Here is a 23,851-nt window from a genome sequence, read left to right as displayed (position 1 = left end):
GATATGCAACTGCCGTTTGAGGCCCTTATCTATGTTGTTATCTTCGTCGCTGTTCTGGCGTTGGTCGAAGGTATCTATCTTGTCGCATTCGGCAAATCCATCAGTCTGAACAGCCGGGTCAACCGGCGCCTGGACATGCTGGATAAAGGTGTCGGGCGCGAACAGGTTCTTGAGCAGCTGCGGAAAGAAATGCAGCAGCACATGAAAACCCAGAGCATCCCGCTCTATTCTCTGCTGGCTGACAAGGCGCAGAAAGCAGCGATTGCATTTTCACCCCATCAGTTGATCGTGATAATGGCATTGTTGTCGGGGTTTGCGTTTGTTGGGCTGAGTATCGGCACAGCAACAGACACTTACCTTCGCATTGCAATCTCGATCGCAATCGGTGTCGGTGGCGTCTATGCATGGGTGAACCACAAAGCGTCGAAACGGATGGCCCTGCTGGAAGAGCAGTTGCCTGACGCCGTGGAATTGATGGTGCGTTCGCTGCGCGTTGGTAACCCTTTTGTGTCTACGATCCAGATCGTTGCAAACGAAGTTCAGGATCCTCTGGCCACCGAATTCGGCGTGATTGCAGACGAGTGTGCCTATGGTCGCGACGTCGGCGAAGCCCTGAAGGACCTGGCCGAGCGTCTGGATATGCAGGACTTGCGCTTCTTGTCTGTGGCCGTGGGAATTCAGCAGCAATCAGGTGGTAACCTTGCCGAAATTCTGGCTGGTCTGGCCCAGGTGATCCGGGCGCGCTTTCGGCTGTTCCGCCGCGTTAAGGCAATCACTGCCGAGGCAAAATGGTCCGGCAAGTTCCTATCCGGTTTCCCGGTCTTCTGTCTGATTTTCATTCTGGTGAAAGACCCGGGTTACTATGACGATGTTCTGGACCACGCATGGTTCATTCCCGGCTGTTTCTTCGTTGGGATCATGCTGACGCTGAACCTGATCGTCATGCGCATTCTCACAAACATTAAGGTCTGAGGTAAGTATCATGGAGTTCTTGGCTCAAATTAACGACCTGCTGAAAGATAACCTGGGTGAATTCGGGCCCTTGATCGTCGTCGGCGTGCTGGGGGTCTTTATGATCCTGGTTGCGGTTCCGCTGATGATCAATCAGCCCGAAGATCCTCTTAAAAAGCTTCAGCGATCTAACGCGGCTCCGAAGAAGGGCAAAAAGGAAAAGCGGGACAAGTTGCGTAATGCAAGTCGCAACGAACAGCTTGAAAAGTTTGCGACATTTCTTGAACCGCAAAACGAAGAAGAACTGTCGGCCATGCAGCTTAAGCTGCGTCAGGCCGGATATCACTCAAAGGATGCCGTCCGATTCTTTCACTTTGCCCAATTCGCGCTGGGGATCGTCGGTATCCTGATCGGTGTGATGTTGGTGACAGTGCTGGCCGGGGACGAGGAATTCACACCCTCGCAAATGGCAATTCGTGTGATCATTCCGGCAACCGCAGCCTATTTCCTGCCGCGCTACTGGATCACACGCCGCGTAGCCGAGCGGGAAGAGGCGATCGTTGCCGGTTTCCCCGATACGCTGGACCTCATGCTGGTTTGCGTTGAGGCCGGGCAGTCTCTGGACCAGGCCATCGTCCGAGTGGCAACTGAAATGAAAGCTTCCTACCCTGATATTGCACAGGAATTCGAAGTCGTTGCCTACGAGCTTAAGGCAGGTAAGGATAAAGACACCGTCCTGCGCGACTTTGGCACGCGCTGTGGGGTGCAGGATGTCAGCTCTTTCGTTACGGTGATGATCCAATCGGCAACCTTTGGTACGTCAATTGCCGAGGCTTTGCGGGTTTACGCCAGCGAAATGCGTGACAAACGCGTGATGCGCGCGGAAGAGGCCGCTAACAAGTTGCCAACCAAAATGACACTTGCCACAATGATGCTGACGGTGCCGCCGTTGCTGGTCATTCTTGTTGGACCTTCGGCAAAGGGCATCGCAGACTTCGCAGGTGGCAACTAGGGGAGCCTTCAGCCCTATGATTTCAACAAGCAGGTGCGTCCAACTCGGGATTCGCCGCGCACTAGGGGCCGCTATGGTGATGACCATGGTGGCCTCTTGCACGGAAACCAGCGTTTCGGACCAGTTGGATCCACCGGGTATTGATCCGAAGGGGCAAGTTGAAGACCCGTTGGTTGTGGGCAATCGCCTTTTGGTGGCCGGAGAATATGACCTGGCGCTAGATTCATTTGCCCGCGCGGCCCTGGATCAAGGTATGACACCGGAAATCATGGCGGCGATGGGCACCGCAAACCTTGGCCTCAGGCAGCTCAAGCCGGCTGAAACCCTGCTGCGTCGTGCCGTCGCCGATGAACCAGACTGGCCGGTGGCGTGGAATAATCTGGGCGTTATTCTGGTGGAAAAAGGCGAATTCCCCGAAGCAGCGCAGGTCTTTCGGCGCGCCTTTGCATTGGACAATGGCGAAAGTGACGCAATTCGCGACAATCTTCGCTTAGCACTCGCAAAAATGGAAAATCCTGTTAATACTACACCCGAAGAACAAGAATACACACTGGAGCAGCAAGGCGACGGGCAATTCAAGCTGCGCAAGCTCCCGTAACTTAGGCAAGAGCAGTAAGGGACGCAAAATGCGCCAACAATTCTTGATTCCGGCAATGGTTCTGTGCGGGCTGACCCTGTCTGCCTGTGAAAAAGAAACCGAAGAGGAAAAGGTCGCGAAGACGTATCAGGAAGTGAACGTCATCGACGAGACAAACCTGAACGAAGTTCTGCTGACGGCGGCCGACCCGAATGAGGCTGTGACCTATTTCCAAGGTGCGGCTGCTAAGAATCCCGGCCGTATCGACCTGCAGCGCGGTTTGGCAATTTCGCTGGCACGCGCCAAACGCACGACCGAAGCAGCCGCCGCATGGAAAAAAGTGACAACCATGAAAGGTGCGGCCAACGTCGACAAGGTCGAATATGCCGACGCGCTTGTGCGTTCGGGCAACTGGACACAGGCAAAAACGGTTCTGGATTCCATCCCGCCAACGTACGAAAGCTTCAAGCGCTACCGCCTCGAGGCTGTCGTTGCGGATTCCAAACAAGATTGGAAGCGTGCGGATCATTTCTATGAAACTGCTGTCGGGCTGACCACGCGCCCCGGAAGCGTCATGAACAACTGGGGATACTCCAAGCTGTCTCGTGGCGAATTCGAAGAGGCCGAGCGTCTGTTCACAGAAGCCATTCGTCAGGACAACACTTTGTTTACTGCCAAGAACAACCTTGTTCTGGCGCGTGCGGCACAGGGAAACTACAGCATGCCTGTTGTCCCCCTGACGCAGGCGGAACGTGCTATGTTGCTGAATACGATGGGGATTTCTGCGGTCAAGCAGGGTGACGTCACGACGGCCAAGAACCTGTTCCGTGAAGCGATCGCGACGCATCCACAGCATTTCGAAGAAGCTGTCCGCTCGCTCCGGGCGCTCGAGGAAGCCTGATTGATGAGCATTCCCGCACTTGCCGCGGGCTGGTTCTTACCGTTTGTTCTGCCGATCTGCTTTTACGTGGCCTTCACAGACTTGCGTGACATGCTGATCAAGAACCACGCGGTGATCACGCTGGCCTTGGTTTTTGTTGTCGTAGGTCTGTTTGTTCTGCCGCCTTGGTCAACCGAATGGACCACTGGTTGGGTCGGCCCGTTTACCATCACGTTGCCCCCGTATGTTTGGCAATTGCTGCATATCGTGGTTGTCCTGATCCTTGGAATCTTCTTCAACGCGGCGGGCCTTATGGGGGCTGGCGACGCCAAATTTCTGGCGGCGGCTTCTGCATTTATCTGGCCGGGGGATTACATGACAGCGACCATGATCCTGGTATCCACGACACTGGCCGCGTTTGTAACCCACCGGCTTGCCAGAAACACAGCCCTTAGAACCATTGCTCCTGATTGGGAGAGTTGGAACCGCGCCAAGCAGTTCCCAATGGGCTTTTCGCTGGGCGGCGGATTGGCCATCTATATGATGTTGGGGACTGTTTACGGGTCGTAAACTATCATCAGACCGCCTTTTCCCTGCCTTGGTGATGACACAAAGCAGGACCAGATTTTCCGCAAGTGGCCCGGCATCGGGCAATTGGCGTGAATACTGGATAAGACGGGCGACGCTCATGAATATGCAGACGACTACGGTAATGGCCCCTCCTGCCCCCAAAGGGTTGGGTGAAATGCAGCTTCCCATCGTCATGATGCGGGACATCCTGCTGAAGACAATTTTCCGCAAAAACGTGGATACTGTGTCCGAGGTTGCCGCGGCAGTGTGTTTGCCCGGTTCGGTAACGCAGGAATTGATCGACATCGCGCGCGAACAAAAGCTTCTTGAGGCAACCGGTACGCTGAACGCGAACAGTGGCAACGAAATGGGATACCAACTGACGGATGCGGGCAAGGCACGTGCCTTGGACGCGCTAAGCCAGTCGGAATATTTTGGCGCAATGCCGGTCCCGCTGGATGTGTACCGCGAACAGGTCAAGCGCCAGTCGATCCGGAACATTCAGGTCACGCGTGATCAACTGACCGGAGCCATGGGGCATCTGGTTCTTCCCGACAGCCTTCTGGATCATCTGGGCCCTGCGGTCAGCGCGGGTCGGTCGATCCTCATGTATGGCCCCCCCGGTAACGGTAAGTCGTCAATCTCGAACGGTATTCGTGATGCTTTGGGGGACAGCGTGTATGTCCCGCGCGCCATTGAATATGCCGGTCAGGTGATCACCGTCTACGACCCGATCGTGCATACCGCGATCGAACAAGAAGCCGACGATCCAAATAGTTTGCGCCGCCGCAAACGGTTCGACACGCGCTATGTTCAATGCGAACGCCCGACTGTTGTGACTGGCGGTGAACTCTCGCTCAGCATGCTGGACCTGGTCTACAACCCCACCGCGCGGACCTATCAGGCCCCGCTGCAGCTTAAATCGACTGGTGGCATCTTTATCGTGGACGACCTTGGGCGTCAGGCTGAACCGCCACAGGCGCTGATCAACCGCTGGATTGTTCCATTGGAAGAAAACAAGGACATCCTCGGCCTGCAATCGGGTGAGAAATTCGAAGTCCCCTTTGACACGCTGGTTATCTTCTCGACCAACTTCCACCCGAATGAAATCTTCGACCAAGCGGCCCTCCGCCGGATTTTCTTCAAGATCAAGATCGACGGTCCAAACCAGGAGAACTTCTTGAAAATCTTTGCCATGGTTGCCCGTAAACGCGGTATGCCGTTGGATGAGGCCGCCCTGGTGCACCTGCTAAAAGTCAGATACCCGACCATCAACAATATCTACGCGAACTATCAGCCCATCTTCTTGATCGATCAGATGATCTCAATCTGTGAATTCGAGGGCATCCCCTATCAGATGAGCCCCGACCTGATCGACCGCGCCTGGGCCAACATGTTCGTCAAGGACGAGAAAATCGTCAAATAACGCCGTGCCATTTCGGGGCCGGGCCGAGTAATCTGCGCGTATGACGCAGATTCCCGCCCGGATCACCGACTGGTTCACCGCCAAAGGCTGGTCCTTCCATCCGCATCAGCAAGAAATGTTCGACCGGGCCGCTGATCCGGCAACCCTGCTAATTGCGCCCACGGGTGGTGGCAAGACCATGGCTGGCTTCCTGCCGACCCTGTCCGATTTGGCGGCGCGGGATCATGCCGGACTTCACACGATTTATGTCTCGCCCCTCAAGGCGCTGGCCGCTGATATCCGGCGCAACCTGCGCGGCCCGGCGGATGACATCGGGTTGAAAATTCGCATCGAAGACCGGACGGGAGACACCTCGGCCACACAGAAAAAGCGCCAGCGTGTCGACCCGCCGCATATTCTGCTGACCACCCCGGAAAGTCTGGCGCTGCTGACGTCCTATGAAGATGCGCCAAGGATGTTCCAAGGCGTGCAGCGCGTAATCGTTGACGAAATCCACGCGTTGGCCGAAAGCAAGCGCGGGGACCAGTTGATGTTGGCGCTGGCGCGACTGCAAAGCTTCTGCCCAGAATTGCGCCGCGTGGGACTGTCCGCCACCGTTGAAGACCCGGACGCCATCGCGCGATTTCTGGCCCGTCACCCTGACCCCTGCCCTGTTGTTCAGGCTGACCCCGGCCCGGATCCTGACATCCGAATGCTTAAAACGCAGGAAATGCCGCCGTGGTCAGGCGGTGGTGCAGCCTATTCCATCCCGGCTGTGCTTGAGCAGATCAACCAGCACAAGACGACGCTGATCTTTCACAACACCCGCGCGCAGGCCGAAATTTTCTTCCACAACCTGTGGCTCGCCAACGAAGACGGCTTGCCAATTGGCATTCACCACGGCAGCCTTGACCGGCAACAGCGTGAACGGGTCGAGGCTGCGATGGTACGCGGCGATCTGCGTGCAATTGTCTGCACGGGCAGCCTTGATCTGGGGATCGATTGGGGGGATGTCGATTTGGTGATCCAGATCGGTGCACCCAAGAACGTCAAACGGCTGGTGCAGCGGATCGGGCGGGCCAATCACCGGTATAACGCACCGTCCAAGGCCCTGCTTGTACCCGCCAACCGCTTTGAAGTGGTCGAATGCATCGCTGCGCTGGAAGCCGCCAAAGCGCACGATCTGGATGGAGAGCCGCGGGGGGCAGGGCCGCGGGACGTGTTGTGCCAGCATATCCTGATCGCTGCGGCTGCTGCCCCATTTGAGGCGGACGCGTTGTTTCAGGAACTGACGACGGCTGGCCCCTACGCTCGACTTGCAAGGACTGAGTTCGATGCCTGTTTGGATTTCTGCGCGACCGGAGGCTATGCCCTGCGCGCGTATGATCGCTGGCAACGCCTGCAACAAAGACCTGATGGCAAATGGCAACTGCGTGACCCGCGTGCCGCGCAGCGTATTCGCATGAATCTCGGGACGATTCAGGACACCGACACGCTGAAAGTTCGGCTCAGGCGCAATCGCGGCGGAAAACCACTGGGTGAGGTTGAAGAGGCTTTTGCCGCCTCATTGACCCCCGGTGATACGTTCCTGATCGGTGGACGGATCGTGCGATACGAAGGGTTACGCGACATGACGGTCGAGGTCAGCCGCCAAGCAAACCGCAAGCCAAAGATCGCAACATTTTCCGGAACCAAATTTGCCACCTCCACGCAGTTGAGCGACCGCATTCTGCGCATGTTCGCCCAAGCGGACTGGCCGCAATTGCCTGCGCATACCGCCGACTGGTTGGCCCTGCAGCGCGACATATCCCGATTACCGCAACGCGACAGGCTGTTGATCGAAAGCTTTCCCAGTGACGGGCGCGAACATCTTTGTGTCTACGGGTTTGCGGGCCGAAACGCACAACAGACGCTTGGGCTGCTGCTGACAAAAAGGATGGAGGAAACGGGCCTCGCCCCACTGGGTTTTGTCGCCACCGACTACGCGACGTTGATTTGGGGGCTGGACGCGGTGACCGACCCCAGCCCCTTGTTCCAAATTGAGGCCTTGCGAGAAGGGCTAGACGTCTGGTTGGCCGGAAACGCCGTGATGAAACGAACCTTTCGAGCGTCAGCAACAATTGCCGGGCTGATCGAACGCAACACAGGCGGCCAGCGCAAAAGCGGGCGGCAGGCGACGTTTTCCTCGGATATCCTCTATGACACGCTTCTGAAATACGATCCTGAGCACCTGTTAATGCAAATCACTCGGGAAGAGGCCATGCGTGGTTTGGTGGATTTTGGACGGATCGAAGCGATGATCGAGCGCATCGGCAACCGGGTCGACCTTTTGCGTCTGGATCGTGTTTCGCCTCTGGCCGCGCCTTTGTTTCTGGAGGTTGGAAAAGTACCCGTCAAAGGAGCCGCCGAAGAACGATTGTTGGAGGAAGAAAGCCTGCGCCTGTTACAAGAGGCAGGGTTGGACCCTGCATAAACCCTCTTGCACAACAGGTTTAAACTCTGCAAAGAACACAGCATGAACGACCTGACATTTTCCTTCGCCGGTCAAAGCCTTTGTGCGATGGGATCCGGGGCATTGTGGTGGCCGGATCAAGGCCTGTTATGTGTCTCTGACCTGCATCTTGGTAAATCAGAGCGTTTAGCGCGTCTGGGCGGGCCATCGCTGCCGCCTTATGACAGCCGGGACACACTGTCACGTTTGGCCGCAGATATCGCGCGGACCAATGCCCAAACTGTCATCTGCCTAGGCGACAGCTTTGACGATCTGGAGTCTCTAATTGGTTTGGACCCAGAGGAAAAGATCCGGATTACAACGTTGCAGGCGGGGCGGCGCTGGATTTGGATCGAAGGAAATCACGACCCCGGCCCCGTCGAACTGGGCGGTAGCCATCTGGCCGAGTTTGAGGTTGAGCCTTTGATCTTTCGCCACATCGCGCAGCCCAACGCCAAGGCCGAAGTTTCCGGCCACTACCACCCCAAAGCGCGTCTTCGGGCGCGCGGTAGTTCCATCACCAGACCAGCCTTTCTGACCGACAGTGAGCGGCTGATTTTACCCGCTTACGGAACGTATACGGGTGGGCTTTACAGTACTGCCGAGGTTCTATGCGACCTGATGCAAGATGATGCGATAGCGATTTTGACAGGCACCCACGCGCGGATGATCCCGATGCCACGGTGACGTCCTATTGGATGATACCGTCACATTCCAACTCAGGCTTATATTTCCTGCTTACTGGAACAAGCTCGCCGTTCTTGAGCCGCAGGAAAATCTTGCCGCCCTGCCGTTCAACACCGGACACGGCCGCGTCGACCACCCAATGCGAGCGATGCGTGCAATGGCCATTTACGGGCTCCATTTCGGCAATTGCGTCAGTAAACCGGGACCGAATAGTAAATGTGCCCTCGGACGTTACGACGTCAACCGAGTGATCCCTAACCGCCAGCCGAAACACCTGACCTTGGAAAGAATGTGGCAACCTGTTCAGCAGCCGTGGTTTCTGAGGTTCTGGGGCCTGATCCGGGCTGGTTTCCAAAGGTTTGCTTCGCACCAAAACAAGGCCGGTTGCGAACAAACCGCCATAAGACGCAACCGAAAGAATTCCCGGCGCCTGTTCCCCTTGGGCAGCAAGCAGAAGCCAGGCGAACAACCAGACTGACGGCACGAACAGGGCGAAGACCAAGGCGACTTGGGCAACATCACGCCCTCGGAACTCGACAAATGAAAGGTATTCGAAAAACAGCTTTCTAACGAACCACGTCAACGCCAACGCAAGGGCCATAGCACCACACCAAAACAGGAGGCGCGGCAAGAAAGACAGGGATATGCCCGGAAACGGTTGAAACGCGATCGCCAACAAGGGCAGGAACACCAAACCTGCCACGCCCCGTTGCAAGGTAAATTCGGCCAGAATTGAGCGAAGCGTCGTCTTCATGCTTGTTCGAACAAAACCTACAGTCACATTTCACAACACACCAAGCCACAACAAGATCAGATCGTAACTGGCTGGGAAAAATGAAATATCACCGATCGAAGAACATTCAAACCCCGAGGGAACAAACTTAATTTATCCTAATGAAACATTTAAGCCGATGAGCGTCATGCTCACCGGCCTAAATGTTTAGCTTATAAACTACCGAGGCCCGACCGTCAGGCCGTCAGGCCGTCAGGCCTTCGGGTTCCGACAAACCATTGGCACGGCAGCAGGCCGTCACCGTGTTGGCCAGCAGGCAGGCAATCGTCATTGGGCCGACACCGCCTGGAACCGGAGTGATCGCACCCGCGCGTTCCGCGGCGCTGGCATAATCCACGTCACCCACCAGCTTGTTCTTGCCGTCACGTTCGATCCGGTTGATGCCCACGTCGATGACGGTTGCGCCTTCCTTGATCCAATCGCCCGGCACCATCTCGGGGCGTCCCACGGCGGCCACAACGATATCGGCGCGGCGGACAACGTCCGGAAGGTCCTTGGTGCGCGAATGCGCAATGGTCACGGTGCAGCTATCTCCCAGCAACAGTTGCGCCATCGGTTTGCCCACGATGTTCGAACGGCCAATCACCACAGCGTCCATTCCGGACAATGAACCATGATGGTCGCGCAGCATCATCAGGCATCCCAGCGGGGTACAAGGCACCATCGACTTCTGGCCTGTGCCCAACAGACCCACATTCGAAATGTGAAACCCATCGACGTCCTTGGCCGGGTCGATCGAGTTGATCACCAAGTCTTCGTTCAGATGTTTGGGAAGCGGCAACTGCACCAGAATGCCATGCACCGCCGGGTCGGTGTTCAGCTTGTCGATCAGCGCCAGCAGGTCGTCTTCCGAGGTTTCGGCGTCCAGCTTATGCTCGTACGAGTTCATGCCGACCTCGACCGTCTGCTTGCCTTTCGAACGGACATAAACCTGGCTAGCGGGGTCTTCACCCACAAGAACCACCGCCAGACCGGGCGTGATTCCGTTTTCCTCTTTCAACTTAGTGACCTGATCAGCCACCTGCGCGCGAACCTTTGCTGCGAACGCCTTACCGTCAATAACCTGGGCTACCATCCTGTCATCCCTTCCTTGAAAACGGAGCGGGCGCTTGAAACGCCCGGTCAGTCAGAGCCGAGAACACGTTCCTCGCGTGCAATCGACCACTCTATCAGTATGCGCCACATCTGCTCGGCCAGGTCCGGGTCCATGCCCAGATCGTCCGAACTTGCGCGCACGCGCTGCACCACTTCTTCGACACGGTCCGGAATGCGGGCGGGCAGCCCCTCGGCCGGTTTCAACTGCGAGGCACGGTCGATAAATCCCGCGCGCGCCACCAACTTCTCGATCAGTTGACGGTCCAGCTTGTCGATCTGAGCCCGCAATTCCTGCATTGAATTGCAGTCCTGCGGTGGTGTCAGAGTGGGCATGTTCGTCTCCTCATGGCCCGGGGATGTCCCCGGACCACGAGATGTCTCATTTGGGGGCTTAGAACAAGCCCTCGATCTCACCTGCGTCGTTTAGGCAGATGGTTTCCGCAGCCGGTTTGCGGGGCAGACCGGGCATGGTCATGATCTCGCCGCAGACAACCACGATGAAGCCGGCACCTGCGGACAGGCGAACCTCACGCACCGGGACCGAGTGACCGTTGGGCGCGCCGCGCAGGGCCGGATCGGTCGAGAAGGAATATTGCGTTTTCGCCATGCAGACCGGCAAATTGCCATAACCCGCTTCTTCCCAATCGCGAAGCTGGTTGCGGATCTTATTGTCAGCCAGAACCTCGTCCGCGCGGTAAATGCGCTTGGCGATGGTTTCGATCTTTTCGAACAAAGGCATTTCATCGGGATAGATCGGCGCGAAGTTCGCGGAACCGCCTTCGACGATCTCGACAACTTTTTCAGCCAGCGGTGCAGAGCCTTCTGAACCCAGTTCCCAGTGACGTGACAGGATCGCTTCGACACCGTGTTCACCGCAATAGTCTTTGACAGCCTGCACTTCAGCGTCGGTGTCGGTGACAAAGTGGTTAATGGCAACCACAACTGGTACGCCGAACGACTTCACGTTCTCGATGTGACGACCCAGGTTGGCGCAGCCCGCCTGAACCGCGTCGACGTTTTCGGCACCCAGATCGGCCTTGGCCACGCCGCCGTTCATCTTCATCGCACGCACGGTGGCGACCAGCACCACAGCCGACGGAGCAATGCCCGCCTTACGGCACTTGATGTTCATGAACTTTTCGGCACCCAGATCGGCCCCAAAGCCCGCTTCGGTCACGACATAGTCGGCCACTTTCAGCGCGGTCTTGGTTGCGATGACCGAGTTACAGCCGTGTGCAATGTTCGCAAACGGACCACCGTGTACAAAGGCCGGGTTGTTTTCCAGCGTTTGCACCAGATTCGGCTGCATCGCGTCCTTCAGCAGAACGGTCATTGCGCCTTCGGCCTTGATGTCGCGGCAATAGACCGGAGTCCTGTCGCGGCGATAGGCCACGATGATATCACCCAGTCGCTGTTCCAGATCTTTTAGGTCGTTGGCCAGGCACAAGATCGCCATGACTTCGGACGCAACAGTGATGTCAAAGCCTGCCTCACGAGGAAAGCCGTTCGACACACCGCCCAGCGAAGCAGTGATCTGACGCAGCGCACGGTCGTTCATGTCGACCACACGACGCCATGCAACGCGACGGATGTCGATGTCGCACTCGTTGCCCCAATAGATGTGGTTATCAATCATCGCCGACAGTAGAGAGTGGGCCGAGGTGATGGCGTGGAAATCGCCTGTGAAGTGCAGGTTCATTTCCTCCATCGGAACAACCTGCGCGTAACCGCCACCTGCAGCGCCGCCCTTCATGCCAAAGTTGGGGCCAAGCGAAGCTTCGCGGATACAGATCATCGCGTTCTTGCCAATGCGGTTCAGGCCGTCGCCCAGACCAACGGTTGTGGTGGTCTTGCCTTCACCCGCAGGGGTCGGGTTGATCGCGGTAACAAGGATCAGCTTGCCGTCTTCCCGGTCCTGAACCGAGTTGATGAAGTCTTGGCTGACTTTCGCCTTGTCGTGGCCATAGGGCAGCAGATCGGCGGACTCGATGCCGATCTTGGCGCCGATTTCCTGAATCGGCTTCTTGTTCGCTTCGCGGGCGATTTCGATGTCGGATTTGTAGCTCATTGGGCAGGGTCCCTGATTGAATGCCGTGCAAAACCAACGCAGGGCGTCGGCGCTGATCAACCCATACAGTTGTGAACCCCGGCAATGAATGTGGATTCCGACATAATCAAGCCCCGAAACGGCGTAGCGTCACTTACAGGATGGCGTCACGTAACTTTGATCGTTTCCCATCGGAAAACCTGTGACTTAAGGTGCCCAGGCGCGCTGATCGGGAACGAACAGCTTCATACGATCGCCCAGCTTCAACACACCGGGTCGCTCGACCCATGCGGTCACACCCCGCCTCCCCTTCGCTGCGGGCTTGAACGCCGCACCGTGACCGGGCAGATCGGACTCGACCTCGCGACCAGGAATCACGCAGGGGCGGTTTTCCATATCTACCGTGATCGTGACGCCATCGGGCCCCTGAAGCCGCGAGGATGGCGGTACATGCGTAAAGTCCGGTATTCCACGCAACAGGATGCTGACCCCCAGAAAAGAGGGGTCCAGCGCGTCCAGCCCCATCTCAGCCGCCGTCGCCTGCATCTCATCTTCGGACAACACGGACAATTGCCGCACATTGCGGATCTCAGTGCCCTGTGGGTAGAGATTCTTCATCCGCACGCAAGAGGAACGGTTCACCCCCTCATGCCGCTCGCCCGCTGCACCTGCAAAACCCAAAGACATCTCAGGGACGGCAGATGCTCGGATCGACTGCCCCGCCTGAACGTGACCCAGCCAAACGATTTCACCCGTGAATTCTGTTTCTCGCAGGACCGGCATGTTCTGCCCCCTATAACCGCCACAATCTTCGGGCAACTAGCCGGCAGGTTTGCCGGAAAGAAAAGAAAAACCCGAGCCTTGGCTCGGGTTTTAGCGTTAAGTGGTCGGTTCCGGCTCCATGCCACCATCGGGCGGAGATTTCTTAACCTTGGTTTTCGGGATCGCCGTGACGCTTGGCGCACCGCCCTCATCCGGGCTGCCGCCTTCGTCGTCACCTTCGCTGGGCGATTCACCGTTCATAACGCGCTTGATCTCGTCGCCGGTCAGCGTCTCATATTCCAGCAGACCTTGCGCCAGACGTTCCCACGCCTCGTTCTTGTCGGTGAGGATCTTGTGCGCACGCTCATATCCTTGCTGGATCAGGCGTTTCACCTCTTCTTCGATCAGCTCTTTTGTATGGGCCGAGACCGAGAAACCAGCGGTGTTGCCCTGATAGCCCTCATGCGCTTCAGCATAGTCGATATTGCCAACCTTGTCCGACATGCCCCAGCGCATAACCATGGCGCGCGCAAGCTGGCTGGCTTGCATGATGTCACCGGCGGGGCCGTTCGACACATGGTCTTCACCGTATTTGATGACTTCGGCAGCCTTACCTGCCATGGTCATGGCCAGCTTTTGCTCACATTCGTCCCGGTGATAGTTCAGGCGATCCATTTCAGGCAAAGACACAACCATACCCAGCGCACCGCCGCGCGGAATAATCGTTGCTTTATAGACTGGGTCGCACAGCGGCAGCTCCAGACCAACTACGGCGTGGCCGGCCTCGTGATAGGCGGTCTTTTCCTTTTGATCCTGGGTCAGCACCATCGAGCGGCGCTCGGCCCCCATCATCACCTTGTCCTTGGCGTTCTCAAAGTCTTCCATGGTGACAAAGCGACGGCCTACACGCGCCGCCATCAGCGCGGCCTCGTTCACGAGGTTCGCCAAGTCCGCACCCGAGAAGCCCGGAGTACCGCGCGCGATGATGCGCAGGTCAACGTCAGGGCCCAGAGGCGTCTTGCGCGCATGCACACCCAAGATCTTCTCACGGCCTTTGATGTCGGGGTTGCCGACCGTCACGTTACGGTCAAACCGGCCCGGACGCAGCAGCGCAGGGTCCAGAACGTCCTTACGGTTGGTCGCGGCCAGAATGATCACGCCTTCGTTGGCTTCGAACCCGTCCATCTCAACCAGCAACTGGTTGAGCGTTTGTTCGCGTTCGTCGTTGCCGCCGCCATAGCCGGCACCACGATGGCGACCCACGGCGTCGATCTCGTCAATGAACACGATGCACGGTGCGTTTTTCTTGGCCTGTTCGAACATGTCGCGTACACGAGACGCACCCACACCCACAAACATCTCGACGAAGTCTGAGCCTGAGATGGTGAAGAAGGGCACGCCAGCCTCACCGGCAATCGCGCGGGCCAGCAGCGTCTTACCAGTGCCCGGAGGGCCAACCAGCAGCGCGCCTTTGGGGATTTTACCACCCAGACGGCTGAATTTCTGCGGGTTGCGCAGGAATTCGACGATCTCTTCCAGCTCTTCCTTGGCCTCGTCAATGCCGGCCACGTCGTCAAAGGTCACCCGCCCATGCTTTTCGGTCAGCATCTTGGCCTTGGACTTGCCAAAGCCCATCGCGCCACCTTTGCCGCCGCCTTGCATCCGGTTCATGAAATAGACCCAGACACCGATCAGAAGCAGGAATGGCAAAAGCGTGATCAGGAAGGACTGGAACCCGGATTGCTGCTGCTTTTCAGCGCGCACCGGAATATTTTCGTCGATCAACAGCTTGGTGACCTCGGCGTCACCCGGTTTGATCGTCACATAATTTGCGCCGCTTTGCGTGGTATAGCGAATCTGTTCACCATCCAGCGTCACATTCTTGACCTCGCCGCCTTCAACAGCGGTCACGAAATCGGAATAAGTTCTTTCATTGCTCTGAAGCGTTCCGCCTGGTCCGCTGAACAAATTGAACAGTGCAAGGATCAGCAGAAACAGAACGACCCAGAAGGCGATGTTACGAGCGTTGCCCAAGGAAAATCTCCCAAAAGATTTCGGCAGGTGGGGGTCTGCCGGGTTGCTCTATAAAATAGAGATGATTCAAGCAGGTTCAATGCGATAAAAACGAAGAATGAAAGTCGGACCTTTCCGCCGTCAATTCTGCCTGCCAACCGTTCGTAAAACCTGCCAAAGGCGCGGACAAAAGGGTTTCGCCGTCCCATACTGCGGGTGATGATACCAGCACCTCGCGGGGTTTTCCAAGAGCCCTCCACTCTGACACTGAACGTAGCCCTGCGTCGCCCAATGGCGCAATCGTTGCATTGGGCGCAGAAGGGCCGGTCAAAACCCAACGGTCATCCCAGTCTTGTCCAATTTCGCAGCGCATTTCCTTCACGGCGTTTAGCTCTCTGCAAATCCACGTTTTATTGCCCTTTGGGATCAGAATGCAGCCCCCAATCGTGCCCGGTTTTGCAAGCTCAATCGCCTCGACTGCTTGTTCGCTGGCTGTGTGTCGTGGGGGATAGCCGGGTCCGGCAATCCACGCCAAACTGCCCAGCACCAACCGGCGCTGAACCTCAGCAGGCAAAGCCGCGAATCCGGCTTGGTCGCAGCACACGGCCCCCGTATCCGCAACAAGAACCTGCCGTGCCGAGTCTTGCGTATATAGCGCCAAAGCTTCATCCGCCCGCGCCAGATTTTGCGCAACACGTGTCAGAGACTGGGCCGAAATTCCCAAGCCCCCAAGCGATTTCAGCGCGTCCCGCGCCTTGATCCGGTCGAATCTCATGTCGTGATTCGATGGGTCTTCTATCCAGTCCACACCGATTTCCGTCAGATAGTCGCGCAACTGAAGGCCCGTAACGCCCAGCATCGGACGCAGGAAAGTCGCGCCGTTCCGCTTGATTGAATCAGCCATTCCAGACAAGCCCGTCACACCCGCGGCCCGCCCCAGACGCATCAGAATGGTTTCGGCTTGATCATCTGCAGTATGGCCCAGCGCAATCGCGCCCAAGTCGTTTCTGCGGGCCCAGTCCGCCAGCAACCCGTAACGCTCCTGTCGCGCGCGGTCCTGAAGGTTTCCCCGGCCATCCCAGTTGTTCCAGATCAGAGTTTCGTGCGGCACGCCAAGCGATTTTGCCTGCTGTGCCACCCAGTCCGCCTCTGTTGAGGACTCGGGGCGAAGTCCATGGTCAACCGTCGCAACAAACAACGCCACCTGCTTTTGCCCGGCGATATCTTTCAATAGATGCAGCAACGCGACCGAGTCGCCACCGCCCGACACCGCAATGCCCAAACGGGCTGGAAAATCTGCTCCCAGCCGCGCCCTGATCTCGGATAGCAAAATGTCTGAAATTTCGGTCAAGAACAGCCCAGCGAAGCCATTTCCTGCGTCGCAGCCGAGGCCGCAGCCGAACCCGGAAAACGCACTCCAACCTCGCTAAGGGTTATGCAGGCCTGATCAATCTGCTCCAATCGTCCAAGCGCCGCGCCCAGTTCGAACAAGGCTTCGGGCGCAAACGTGCCTTCGGAATCGCCCGTAAAGCTGGCCAGAAACGCGCGCGCAGCCTCGCGGGTGTCACCCAGCCCCTGCAACGCATGTCCACGCTTCAGGTGGGCCTCTGGTGCGAGGGGGCTTCCGGGGTAGGACGTTTCAAACAGCGCAAACTGATCGGCCGCCGCCTGAAAATTACCGTCGGCCAGAGATTGTGCAGCGGCGTCAAAATCAGCGCGTTCACCAATGGCAAGTTCGCCTTGTTCGGCGATCAGCGGTGTCTCTGTTGTCACGGTCGGAGCCGCTGCGGTGATCTCGGTGTCCCCGCCCAGGGTCGATGTTTCGCCCAGCGTACTCAGATCGCCGCCTTCAAGTTCAACCAGACGAAACTCAAGATCACCAATCCGGTTGGTACCGTCGGTGACGACATTCTGGACCCGTTGATTCAATTGCTCGGTCTGCCGCGTCAGGCGTTGCAATTCAGCCTCGATCGCGTCGACGCGTTCCAGAATTGAACTGCCAGACAGGTTTGGCGCGGGGGAGCCCGTTGTGGAAAACTCGCGCTTGAGGCGCTGAATTTCCACGTGCAGCACCGTTAGCTCTTGCCGGATATCGGCCAAAGTCTGCTGATCCTGCGCTTGTGCCACTCCGGCGGTCGCTACCACCGCGGCCAGAACCCATCCTGCAATTCTCATCGTCTTACCCCAAGGTTGAACCGGTCAGCACCGTCACCGCGCGGCGGTTCTTGGAATAGCAATCCTCGGTGCTGCAAATCTCGATCGGGCGTTCCTTGCCGAAGCTCACCGTCGTTAGGCGATTACCCGCAACACCCCGCGAAATCAGATACTCGCGGGCCGCGTTTGCGCGGCGCGCTCCAAGGGCAAGGTTGTATTCACGCGTGCCCTGTTCGTCCGCATGTCCTTCGATGGTTGCGACAAAATCGGGGTTTGCCAAAAGCCAGTCCGCCTGCCCTTGCAGGACTGTTTGTGCCTGCGGTGTCAGCGTGGACTGGTCAACCGAGAACAGCACGCGGTCGCCCACGGTTTGTTGGAAATACGCCGGGGATCGCGGATCGCTTGGCGAACCGGGCGCGATGGCCCCGTTCGCGCCGCTGCCAAATCCACCGCCCAGTGCGGAAGGATCGTTGCTGGTACAGGCGGCCATCACACTCAGCGCGCCCAAAGCCAAAACTTTGCTCAATACGTTCATTTCAGGTGCCTCGTCATATTATCTGTTTATTGCCGTCTCTGTATCACAGTGCAGTTTTTTTGTGAACTTTTCCAACCCCCTGCCCTGATCAATTCTGCAATGGCCCCCATGACGGATCACTTCCGCCATCTGGGGTCCGTACCGGGCGCAGATTCCGTCCCGAAATATCCACCGAGTACAGCGTCGCGCGACCACTTGCACCCTGCGTTTCGCGGGTAAACATGATAACCCGACCGTTGGGCGACCATGTCGGCCCCTCGTCAAGGAAGGACGAGGTCAGCAGGCGTTCTTCGCTGCCGTCCGTGCGCATCACACCGATATGAAAACGGCCCTTGTTCTGCTTAGTGAAAGCAACCAGATCCCCACGCGGCGACCAGACAGGTGTGCCATAGCGCCCCTGACCAAAGCTGATCCGCGTCGCTTCGCCACCGTTGGCGGGCATGATATAAAGCTGCGGCGTACCCGAGCGGTCGCTTTCGAACACGATCTGCGACCCATCGGGCGAATAGCTGGGTGCGGTTTCGATGGCAGGTGTGTTCGTCAGTCGGACACTTTGCCCTGACGCCAGATCCATCTTCCACAGGTCCGTGTTGCCACCCTGAATCAGCGAATACACGATCGAGCGTCCATCCGGCGAGAAACGGGGCGAAAAGCTCATGGTGCCGCCCGGTGTATTCAGCTCGGTCCTGCGGACGCGGTCCACGTCCAGCACATAGATGCGTGGCTGGCCAGTTTCATAGCTGGTATAAAGCAGCCGGTCGCCCGTGGGCGAAAAACGCGGGGCAAGCACGATGGCGGCGCTGTCGGTCAAGTACTGCACATTCGCGCCATCATAGTCCATGATCGCCAGCCGTTTCAGTCGCTGGTCCTTGGGTCCGCTCTCGGACACAAAGGCGACACGGCTGTCAAAATAGGCTCCTTCTCCAGTCACCCGGCTGTAGACCTGATCCGCCACCTTGTGCGCCATTCGCCGCCAGCCGTCGGTGGTGCCTGCAAACTGTAGGCCATTACCCAGTTCCTGACCCGAAAATACATCCCACACCCGAAACCGAACTGTCAGGCGATTGCCCGACACATTCACAGCGCCGGTTACCAGCGCCTCGGCGTTGATGGCCTTCCAGTCGGCAAACTGAACCGGGGCATCAAAACTGCTGACCCGGCTGATGAACGCATCCGATGAAATCTCACGGAACAGACCGGTTCCCGTCAAATCAGCAGCAACCACCCGCGAGATGTCCTGCGCGAATTGGGCCGCAGCCGCGTTGTCGGGGACAAAACTGGGCACGGCAAAGGGCAAGGGCTCGATGATCCCCTGATCCAGTTCCAGACGCAGCGGTCCGTTCTGGGCATATGCAGGCGCCGTCAGTATCGTCAGGCCCAGCAACAAGCTGGTCAGAAATCTCATCATTTGATCCGCATCCTCTCGGGATTGAATGTAATCTCAATATCCTGCCATTGCGCGTATTTGTCAGCAGGCAGGTCGTATCCTTTTGCCCCACAGCGCAGAATTGCGCGTCTGGCGGCCTCATATGCCTGGCTCGCAGACCCGGCAGACCCGCCGGAACTGTCGATCATGCGTAAACTGCCGCCCACCACCTTACCATCCGGCGTCAGTGAAAACGCCACGACAACAACAGTCTGCAGCGCATCCGTTGACAAAGAGCCAACATTCCAGCACCGCGAAACGGCCAATCGCATCGCGTCCTTCTCGCCACTGGTCAATGGGGGACCAGAGGGTTCGTTGCCTTGACCCAATGCCTCGGCCAGAGCGTCCTGAATGGCGCTTTCGTCGGCTGCCGGTGGCTCTGGCTCTTCGGTTTCAGCGACTTCGGTCTGTGCTGGCGGTGTTGGCCTTCTTGGACGGACCTGAGGGCGCGGGGACGACCGGGGCGCGTATTCCTTGGCCTCTTCAGCCTCGGTCACGATCTCATCCGTGGCTTCCTCCGGGGCGGTTTGATCTTGCTGCTCTTGCTGGATTTCTGCGCCTTCGTCCAGTGACACAGCCGGTGTTTCGATATCATCCGGAGCTGCTTCGGGCGGCGGTGGGGCAACCGGCTCGGGCGCGACCTTGTCCGCGGAGCGCGGCTGCGCCTCGGGGCCGGGCGGGACCGGCAATGCCGCAATTTCAGTGTCAGGCGGAGGGTCCAGCGCAGGGGGCTGTTCCACTTCAACAGGCTCAGGCAACGGCTCGACCGCCTCTGGCGCGGCGTCGGGTTCAGGCTCAACCGCCTCTGAAACTTCCGAAGTTGGCTGTTCCTCTTCCACAGGTTCCGGGGGAGCCGTGTTATCTTGCGGTTCTTCAGGCTGCTGTAAGGACGAGGGTGTCGGCACCTCGGGCGCTTCGCGTTGGGCGGTCATCGCCGCGAACTGCTCAGCCGAGATCACGGAAACATCCTGAACGGCCATAGGCAAAGGCTCGGACCGAAAGGTGCCGCCGAACAAGGCCCATCCGATCAGAGATACGTGGGCGATCGCCGAGATCTTGGTGCCGGTATCCACCGCGCGGCCTCACTCTCCACCTTCGTCCAGTGTCGGGCCGCCGGTATCCGTCACCAGCCCGACATTGGAAAAACCGCCCGCATTCAGCGCGCCCATGACCTGCATCACTTGCGCGTAAGGGATTGCGCCATCTGCGCGCAAGAACACGCGGTCACTGCTCCGTTCTGCCGCGATCGCGCGCAGTTTACCAATCAACTCTTCGCGCAAGACATCCGTGGTCTGGATTTGTACCCGCCCGTCAGCCGTCAGCGTCACTGTTAGCGGTTCTTCGTTGTCACCGGGCAAAGCGCTGGCCGCAGTTTTGGGCAGATCAACCGGAACGCCAACAGTCAACAAAGGGGCAGCCACCATGAAGATGATCAGCAACACCAGCATGACGTCGACAAAGGGCGTCACGTTGATCTCGGCCATCGGCTGGGCGCGGCCCCGACGCCGCCCGCGCCGACGCCCGTTCCCCCCGAGGATTGCTGAACCGCAGCCCCCATGTCAGCTATCCAATTGGCGCGACAGGATGGTCGCGAATTCGTCAGCGAACGCCTCGTACCCGCCGACGATCCGGTCACTATCGGCGCTGAGTTTGTTATAGAAAATAACCGCCGGGATCGCGGCCAACAGACCCAGACCCGTGGCCAGCAACGCCTCGGCAATACCGGGGGCAACAACGGCAAGGTTGGTGTTCTGCTGCTCGGCAATCTCGATAAAGGCGTTCATGATGCCCCAGACGGTGCCGAACAAACCGATAAACGGCGCGGTCGAGCCAACCGTCGCAAGGATCGGTAGCCCCTTTTGCAGCGTTTCAGCTTCTTTCGCGATCGCCACATCCATCGACCGGTCGATACGCGCAGTTGCCCCGGCAATCAGCCCTCCATCGGTGCGATGGGACCTGCGCCATTCGATCATGCCAGCCGCGAAAATCTTTTCCGAGCTTCCGTCCGGCTGCGTGCCAATCTGTTCGAACAGCTCATCCAGCGGATTGCCTGACCAGAAGGATTCATCAAAAACCTGCGCCTCGCGCCGAGCCGCCCGATAGTTGATGATTTTCTGGATAATGATGCCCCATGACCAGATAGATGCCCCGATCAACATCAGCATCACCAGTTTTACGACAAAGGTCGCGCGGGCATACAGCCCCCACATGGAGAAGTCGATCTCCTGCGCCAGCGCCAGCGTTTCAGCTTCCATGAACCTGCTCTTTGTTTTTGCCTGACGGCCGTTCTTTTGGCCTTGTTTTGCCAAACGCTAACGCAGTTGGTTATGAAAAGCCAACAGAACCACCCCTACCCCGCAAATTGTTACAACAATGCGCGAATCTCTGCCGGAAGCCGCACCGGCTTGCCCTGCGCATTCATGCAAACGGCGGTCACCGTGGCGCGAAAAACCTCGGTCTCATCCCGTTTTACGATCTGATCCATGGTCAGGCGCACGCCCGACACAGAAGCAACCGTGGTTTCGACGATCAGGTCGTCTTCAAACTTGGCTGGTGCCAGATAGTCCGCCTCGATCCTGCGGACGACCCAGACAATACCAGCATCGCGCATGGCGTTCTGGTCGTTGCCGAGTTTACGCACATAATCGGATCGCGCACGCTCGATGAACTTCAGGTAGTTTGCGTGATAAACGACACCGCCCATATCGGTGTCTTCGTAGAAAACCTGAACAGGATACACGTGTTTCATTGCGGCTGCTCCATCCTCGCAAACAATCGCAGAGCGTGAGATGGGTCCTGTGCGACGCCCGGCAGGACCGGATCGTAGGCCGCACGGATCAGCCCGGCAATATCCGGCCGCAGGATCGTCGCGCCACCCGCAATCGCCAGCGGCGACGCACTGCGAAAAGCGGCGTCAGACCACAGCAAGATCGTCTGCACCACCTGACTTAGCGCCAAAGTTTCTGCCGGAACCTTGGACAGTTCCTTGTCCATCCGGAGAAACACAAACGCCGCCCTGATCGACCCGTCCTCTTCAAACCTGAAGATACGGTACTGATTGGCATCTGCCGCAACCAGCCGCTCGACCAACGGGGCCAGATCGGGCACCAAACGGTCCAGATCCGGAACCTCGAGCAATTCCTTCCAATCACGGAAGAAGAAGACCATGCAGTTTGCACCCAACTCCGGGTCGGTTTCGGCCATGTTGTGACCGGCAAGCGTGACGACCGCTTCAAACGCACCTTTGACGGTCGCCAGCGTTTCGTCTTCCACGCCGAAAACAATGGGTACGATAGGGCGACCCCAGCGTGCAAACAGGAACTCGCCGCTTTCGCGGGTGAACAACGCTTGGATATCTTCGGGTGTCACGCGCAATCCTCGGTGGTCACAAAAGGGTCGTTCGAACCCTTAAAAGCTATGACGCCCAGCTTCAACCAAACAGATCGCTTTGCCCCTTGGGCGCCGCCATCCCAAGATGAGTCCACGCCTTCCGCGCCAGCATTCGACCACGTGGCGTGCGTTGGATCAAACCCTGTTGCAGCAGATAGGGCTCGATGACTTCCTCAAGCGAGTCGCGGCTTTCCGACAGCGCCGCGGACAGGGTTTCGATGCCAACGGGTCCACCTGCGTAATTCTCGGCAATCAGCGTCAGGTATCGCCGGTCCGCACCATCCAATCCAAGATTATCGACCCCCAGCCGGGTCAAAGCACCGTCCGCCAGGTCGCGCGTAATGTGACCGTCACCTTCGACAATGGCAAAGTCCACAACGCGCCGCAGCAACCGACCTGCAATACGCGGTGTTCCTCGTGACCTTCGGGCGATTTCCCGCGCGCCGTCGTCATCAGCAGGGGCGCCCAGTTTGCGAGCATTTCGGGTGACGATCTCGTGCAATTCATCCACTGTGTAGAACTGCAACCGCGTCGGAATACCAAACCTGTCACGCAGCGGTGTGGTCAGCAGGCCCATCCGTGTTGTCGCACCGACCAGGGTAAAGGGTTGAAGCTCGATCCGAACCGTGCGCGCCGCTGGGCCTTCGCCGATTACCAGATCCAGTTCGAAATCCTCCATCGCGGGGTACAGAACCTCTTCGACTGCCGGGTTCAGGCGGTAAATCTCGTCAATGAACAGCACATCGCGCGATTCCAGATTGGTCAGGATGGCCGCCAAATCACCAGCCTTGGCCAGCACGGGGCCAGAGGTCATGCGGAAATTCACCCCCAACTCGCGTGCCATGATCTGCGCAAGCGTCGTCTTCCCCAACCCCGGAGGGCCATGGAACAGCGTGTGGTCCATCGCCTCGCCCCGCTGCCGGGCCGACTGAATGAACACACGCAGGTTCGCGCGCGCCTCGGCCTGACCGATGAATTCATCCAACCCCTGCGGACGCAGGGCACGGTCGTTATCCTCGGGCAGAGGATCAGGGCGCAGGGTGGGATCGGCGTCTACCATTCA

23 protein-coding genes and 1 pseudogene are annotated in these 23,851 nt (G+C 58.1%); 8 read left to right on the top strand and 16 right to left on the bottom strand.

From position 1 onward, the window contains the following. The first annotated feature begins 3 nt into the window (after positions 1-3). From ACT2B1_RS06260 to pdeM, 8 genes are all read left to right on the top strand, one after another. Positions 4-972, top strand: coding sequence for a type II secretion system F family protein (locus ACT2B1_RS06260; protein WP_481668777.1), 969 nt, complete (start codon positions 4-6; stop codon positions 970-972). A gap of 10 nt (positions 973-982) precedes the next feature. Further along, positions 983-1,963: a type II secretion system F family protein gene (locus ACT2B1_RS06255; protein WP_171121851.1), complete on the top strand. Its 981-nt coding sequence runs from the start codon at positions 983-985 to the stop codon at positions 1,961-1,963. A 73-nt stretch (positions 1,964-2,036) separates the two neighbouring features. Further along, a complete protein-coding gene (locus tag ACT2B1_RS06250; protein ID WP_481668776.1) occupies positions 2,037-2,561 on the top strand; it encodes a tetratricopeptide repeat protein in 525 nt (174 codons plus the stop codon). A 28-nt stretch (positions 2,562-2,589) separates the two neighbouring features. Next, positions 2,590-3,441 carry a tetratricopeptide repeat protein gene (locus ACT2B1_RS06245; protein ID WP_481668775.1) on the top strand — a complete coding sequence of 284 codons (852 nt, stop codon included), beginning with the start codon at positions 2,590-2,592 and terminating at the stop codon, positions 3,439-3,441. 3 nt (positions 3,442-3,444) lie between these two features. Further along, entirely contained in the window at positions 3,445-3,990 is a 546-nt protein-coding gene (locus tag ACT2B1_RS06240; protein WP_481668774.1) for a prepilin peptidase, read from the top strand. Between the two features lie 118 nt (positions 3,991-4,108). Continuing rightward, the gene (locus ACT2B1_RS06235; protein ID WP_171125702.1) at positions 4,109-5,416 is read left to right on the top strand and encodes an ATPase; all 1,308 of its coding nucleotides are present in this window, start codon (positions 4,109-4,111) and stop codon (positions 5,414-5,416) included. A 40-nt stretch (positions 5,417-5,456) separates the two neighbouring features. Beyond that, positions 5,457-7,868, top strand: a complete 2,412-nt coding sequence (locus ACT2B1_RS06230) for a ligase-associated DNA damage response DEXH box helicase (protein ID WP_171241094.1) — start codon at positions 5,457-5,459, stop codon at positions 7,866-7,868. 42 nt (positions 7,869-7,910) lie between these two features. Beyond that, positions 7,911-8,573, top strand: a complete 663-nt coding sequence (gene pdeM / locus ACT2B1_RS06225) for a ligase-associated DNA damage response endonuclease PdeM (protein ID WP_171121845.1) — start codon at positions 7,911-7,913, stop codon at positions 8,571-8,573. Between the two features lie 4 nt (positions 8,574-8,577). Here the strand turns inward: pdeM and ACT2B1_RS06220 are convergent, their stop codons facing one another. The 16 genes and pseudogenes from ACT2B1_RS06220 to ruvB form a co-directional block, all read right to left on the bottom strand. After that, complete coding sequence (locus ACT2B1_RS06220) at positions 8,578-9,327, bottom strand: LytTR family DNA-binding domain-containing protein (RefSeq protein WP_171121844.1); 750 nt, start codon at positions 9,325-9,327, stop codon at positions 8,578-8,580. Positions 9,328-9,550: 223 nt separating this feature from the next. Next, positions 9,551-10,441 (bottom strand): bifunctional methylenetetrahydrofolate dehydrogenase/methenyltetrahydrofolate cyclohydrolase FolD, encoded by an 891-nt coding sequence (gene folD, locus ACT2B1_RS06215; RefSeq protein WP_171125710.1) that lies wholly within the window; start codon positions 10,439-10,441, stop codon positions 9,551-9,553. Between the two features lie 47 nt (positions 10,442-10,488). Next, positions 10,489-10,794, bottom strand: a complete 306-nt coding sequence (locus ACT2B1_RS06210; RefSeq protein WP_481668773.1) for a chorismate mutase — start codon at positions 10,792-10,794, stop codon at positions 10,489-10,491. A 58-nt stretch (positions 10,795-10,852) separates the two neighbouring features. Further along, positions 10,853-12,529 carry a formate--tetrahydrofolate ligase gene (locus ACT2B1_RS06205; RefSeq protein WP_481668772.1) on the bottom strand — a complete coding sequence of 559 codons (1,677 nt, stop codon included), beginning with the start codon at positions 12,527-12,529 and terminating at the stop codon, positions 10,853-10,855. A 186-nt stretch (positions 12,530-12,715) separates the two neighbouring features. Beyond that, positions 12,716-13,291 carry an MOSC domain-containing protein gene (locus ACT2B1_RS06200; RefSeq protein ID WP_171241092.1) on the bottom strand — a complete coding sequence of 192 codons (576 nt, stop codon included), beginning with the start codon at positions 13,289-13,291 and terminating at the stop codon, positions 12,716-12,718. A gap of 96 nt (positions 13,292-13,387) precedes the next feature. Beyond that, positions 13,388-15,304 (bottom strand): ATP-dependent zinc metalloprotease FtsH, encoded by a 1,917-nt coding sequence (ftsH, locus tag ACT2B1_RS06195; RefSeq protein ID WP_171121839.1) that lies wholly within the window; start codon positions 15,302-15,304, stop codon positions 13,388-13,390. A 76-nt stretch (positions 15,305-15,380) separates the two neighbouring features. Beyond that, positions 15,381-16,634, bottom strand: coding sequence for a tRNA lysidine(34) synthetase TilS (gene tilS / locus ACT2B1_RS06190; RefSeq protein WP_481668771.1), 1,254 nt, complete (start codon positions 16,632-16,634; stop codon positions 15,381-15,383). Beyond that, entirely contained in the window at positions 16,631-17,458 is an 828-nt protein-coding gene (gene ybgF, locus ACT2B1_RS06185) for a tol-pal system protein YbgF (RefSeq protein ID WP_171121837.1), read from the bottom strand. Before ybgF ends, tilS begins: the two co-directional genes overlap by 4 nt. Positions 17,459-17,462: 4 nt before the next feature. Further along, positions 17,463-17,972: a peptidoglycan-associated lipoprotein Pal gene (gene pal, locus ACT2B1_RS06180; protein WP_171121836.1), complete on the bottom strand. Its 510-nt coding sequence runs from the start codon at positions 17,970-17,972 to the stop codon at positions 17,463-17,465. Positions 17,973-18,060: 88 nt separating this feature from the next. After that, positions 18,061-19,380 carry a Tol-Pal system beta propeller repeat protein TolB gene (tolB, locus tag ACT2B1_RS06175; protein ID WP_171121835.1) on the bottom strand — a complete coding sequence of 440 codons (1,320 nt, stop codon included), beginning with the start codon at positions 19,378-19,380 and terminating at the stop codon, positions 18,061-18,063. Next, positions 19,377-20,471: an energy transducer TonB gene (locus ACT2B1_RS06170; RefSeq protein ID WP_171241089.1), complete on the bottom strand. Its 1,095-nt coding sequence runs from the start codon at positions 20,469-20,471 to the stop codon at positions 19,377-19,379. Before ACT2B1_RS06170 ends, tolB begins: the two co-directional genes overlap by 4 nt. A 9-nt stretch (positions 20,472-20,480) precedes the next feature. Then, positions 20,481-20,956: pseudogene (gene tolR, locus ACT2B1_RS06165) on the bottom strand (protein TolR). 1 nt (position 20,957) lies between these two features. Beyond that, a complete protein-coding gene (gene tolQ, locus ACT2B1_RS06160) occupies positions 20,958-21,653 on the bottom strand; it encodes a protein TolQ (protein WP_171121833.1) in 696 nt (231 codons plus the stop codon). A 110-nt stretch (positions 21,654-21,763) separates the two neighbouring features. After that, the gene (gene ybgC, locus ACT2B1_RS06155) at positions 21,764-22,147 is read right to left on the bottom strand and encodes a tol-pal system-associated acyl-CoA thioesterase (RefSeq protein WP_171121832.1); all 384 of its coding nucleotides are present in this window, start codon (positions 22,145-22,147) and stop codon (positions 21,764-21,766) included. Next, positions 22,144-22,767, bottom strand: a complete 624-nt coding sequence (locus ACT2B1_RS06150; protein ID WP_171241088.1) for a hypothetical protein — start codon at positions 22,765-22,767, stop codon at positions 22,144-22,146. The genes ybgC and ACT2B1_RS06150 overlap by 4 nt, the downstream gene beginning before the upstream one ends. Before the next feature lie 61 nt (positions 22,768-22,828). Next, positions 22,829-23,848, bottom strand: coding sequence for a Holliday junction branch migration DNA helicase RuvB (gene ruvB, locus ACT2B1_RS06145; RefSeq protein WP_481668770.1), 1,020 nt, complete (start codon positions 23,846-23,848; stop codon positions 22,829-22,831). Positions 23,849-23,851: the final 3 nt, after the last annotated feature.

Source organism: Ruegeria sp. S263, from assembly GCF_056780525.1.
Note: the sequence above shows the minus strand (reverse complement) of the source record. Positions and strands in the feature narration are given on the sequence as shown.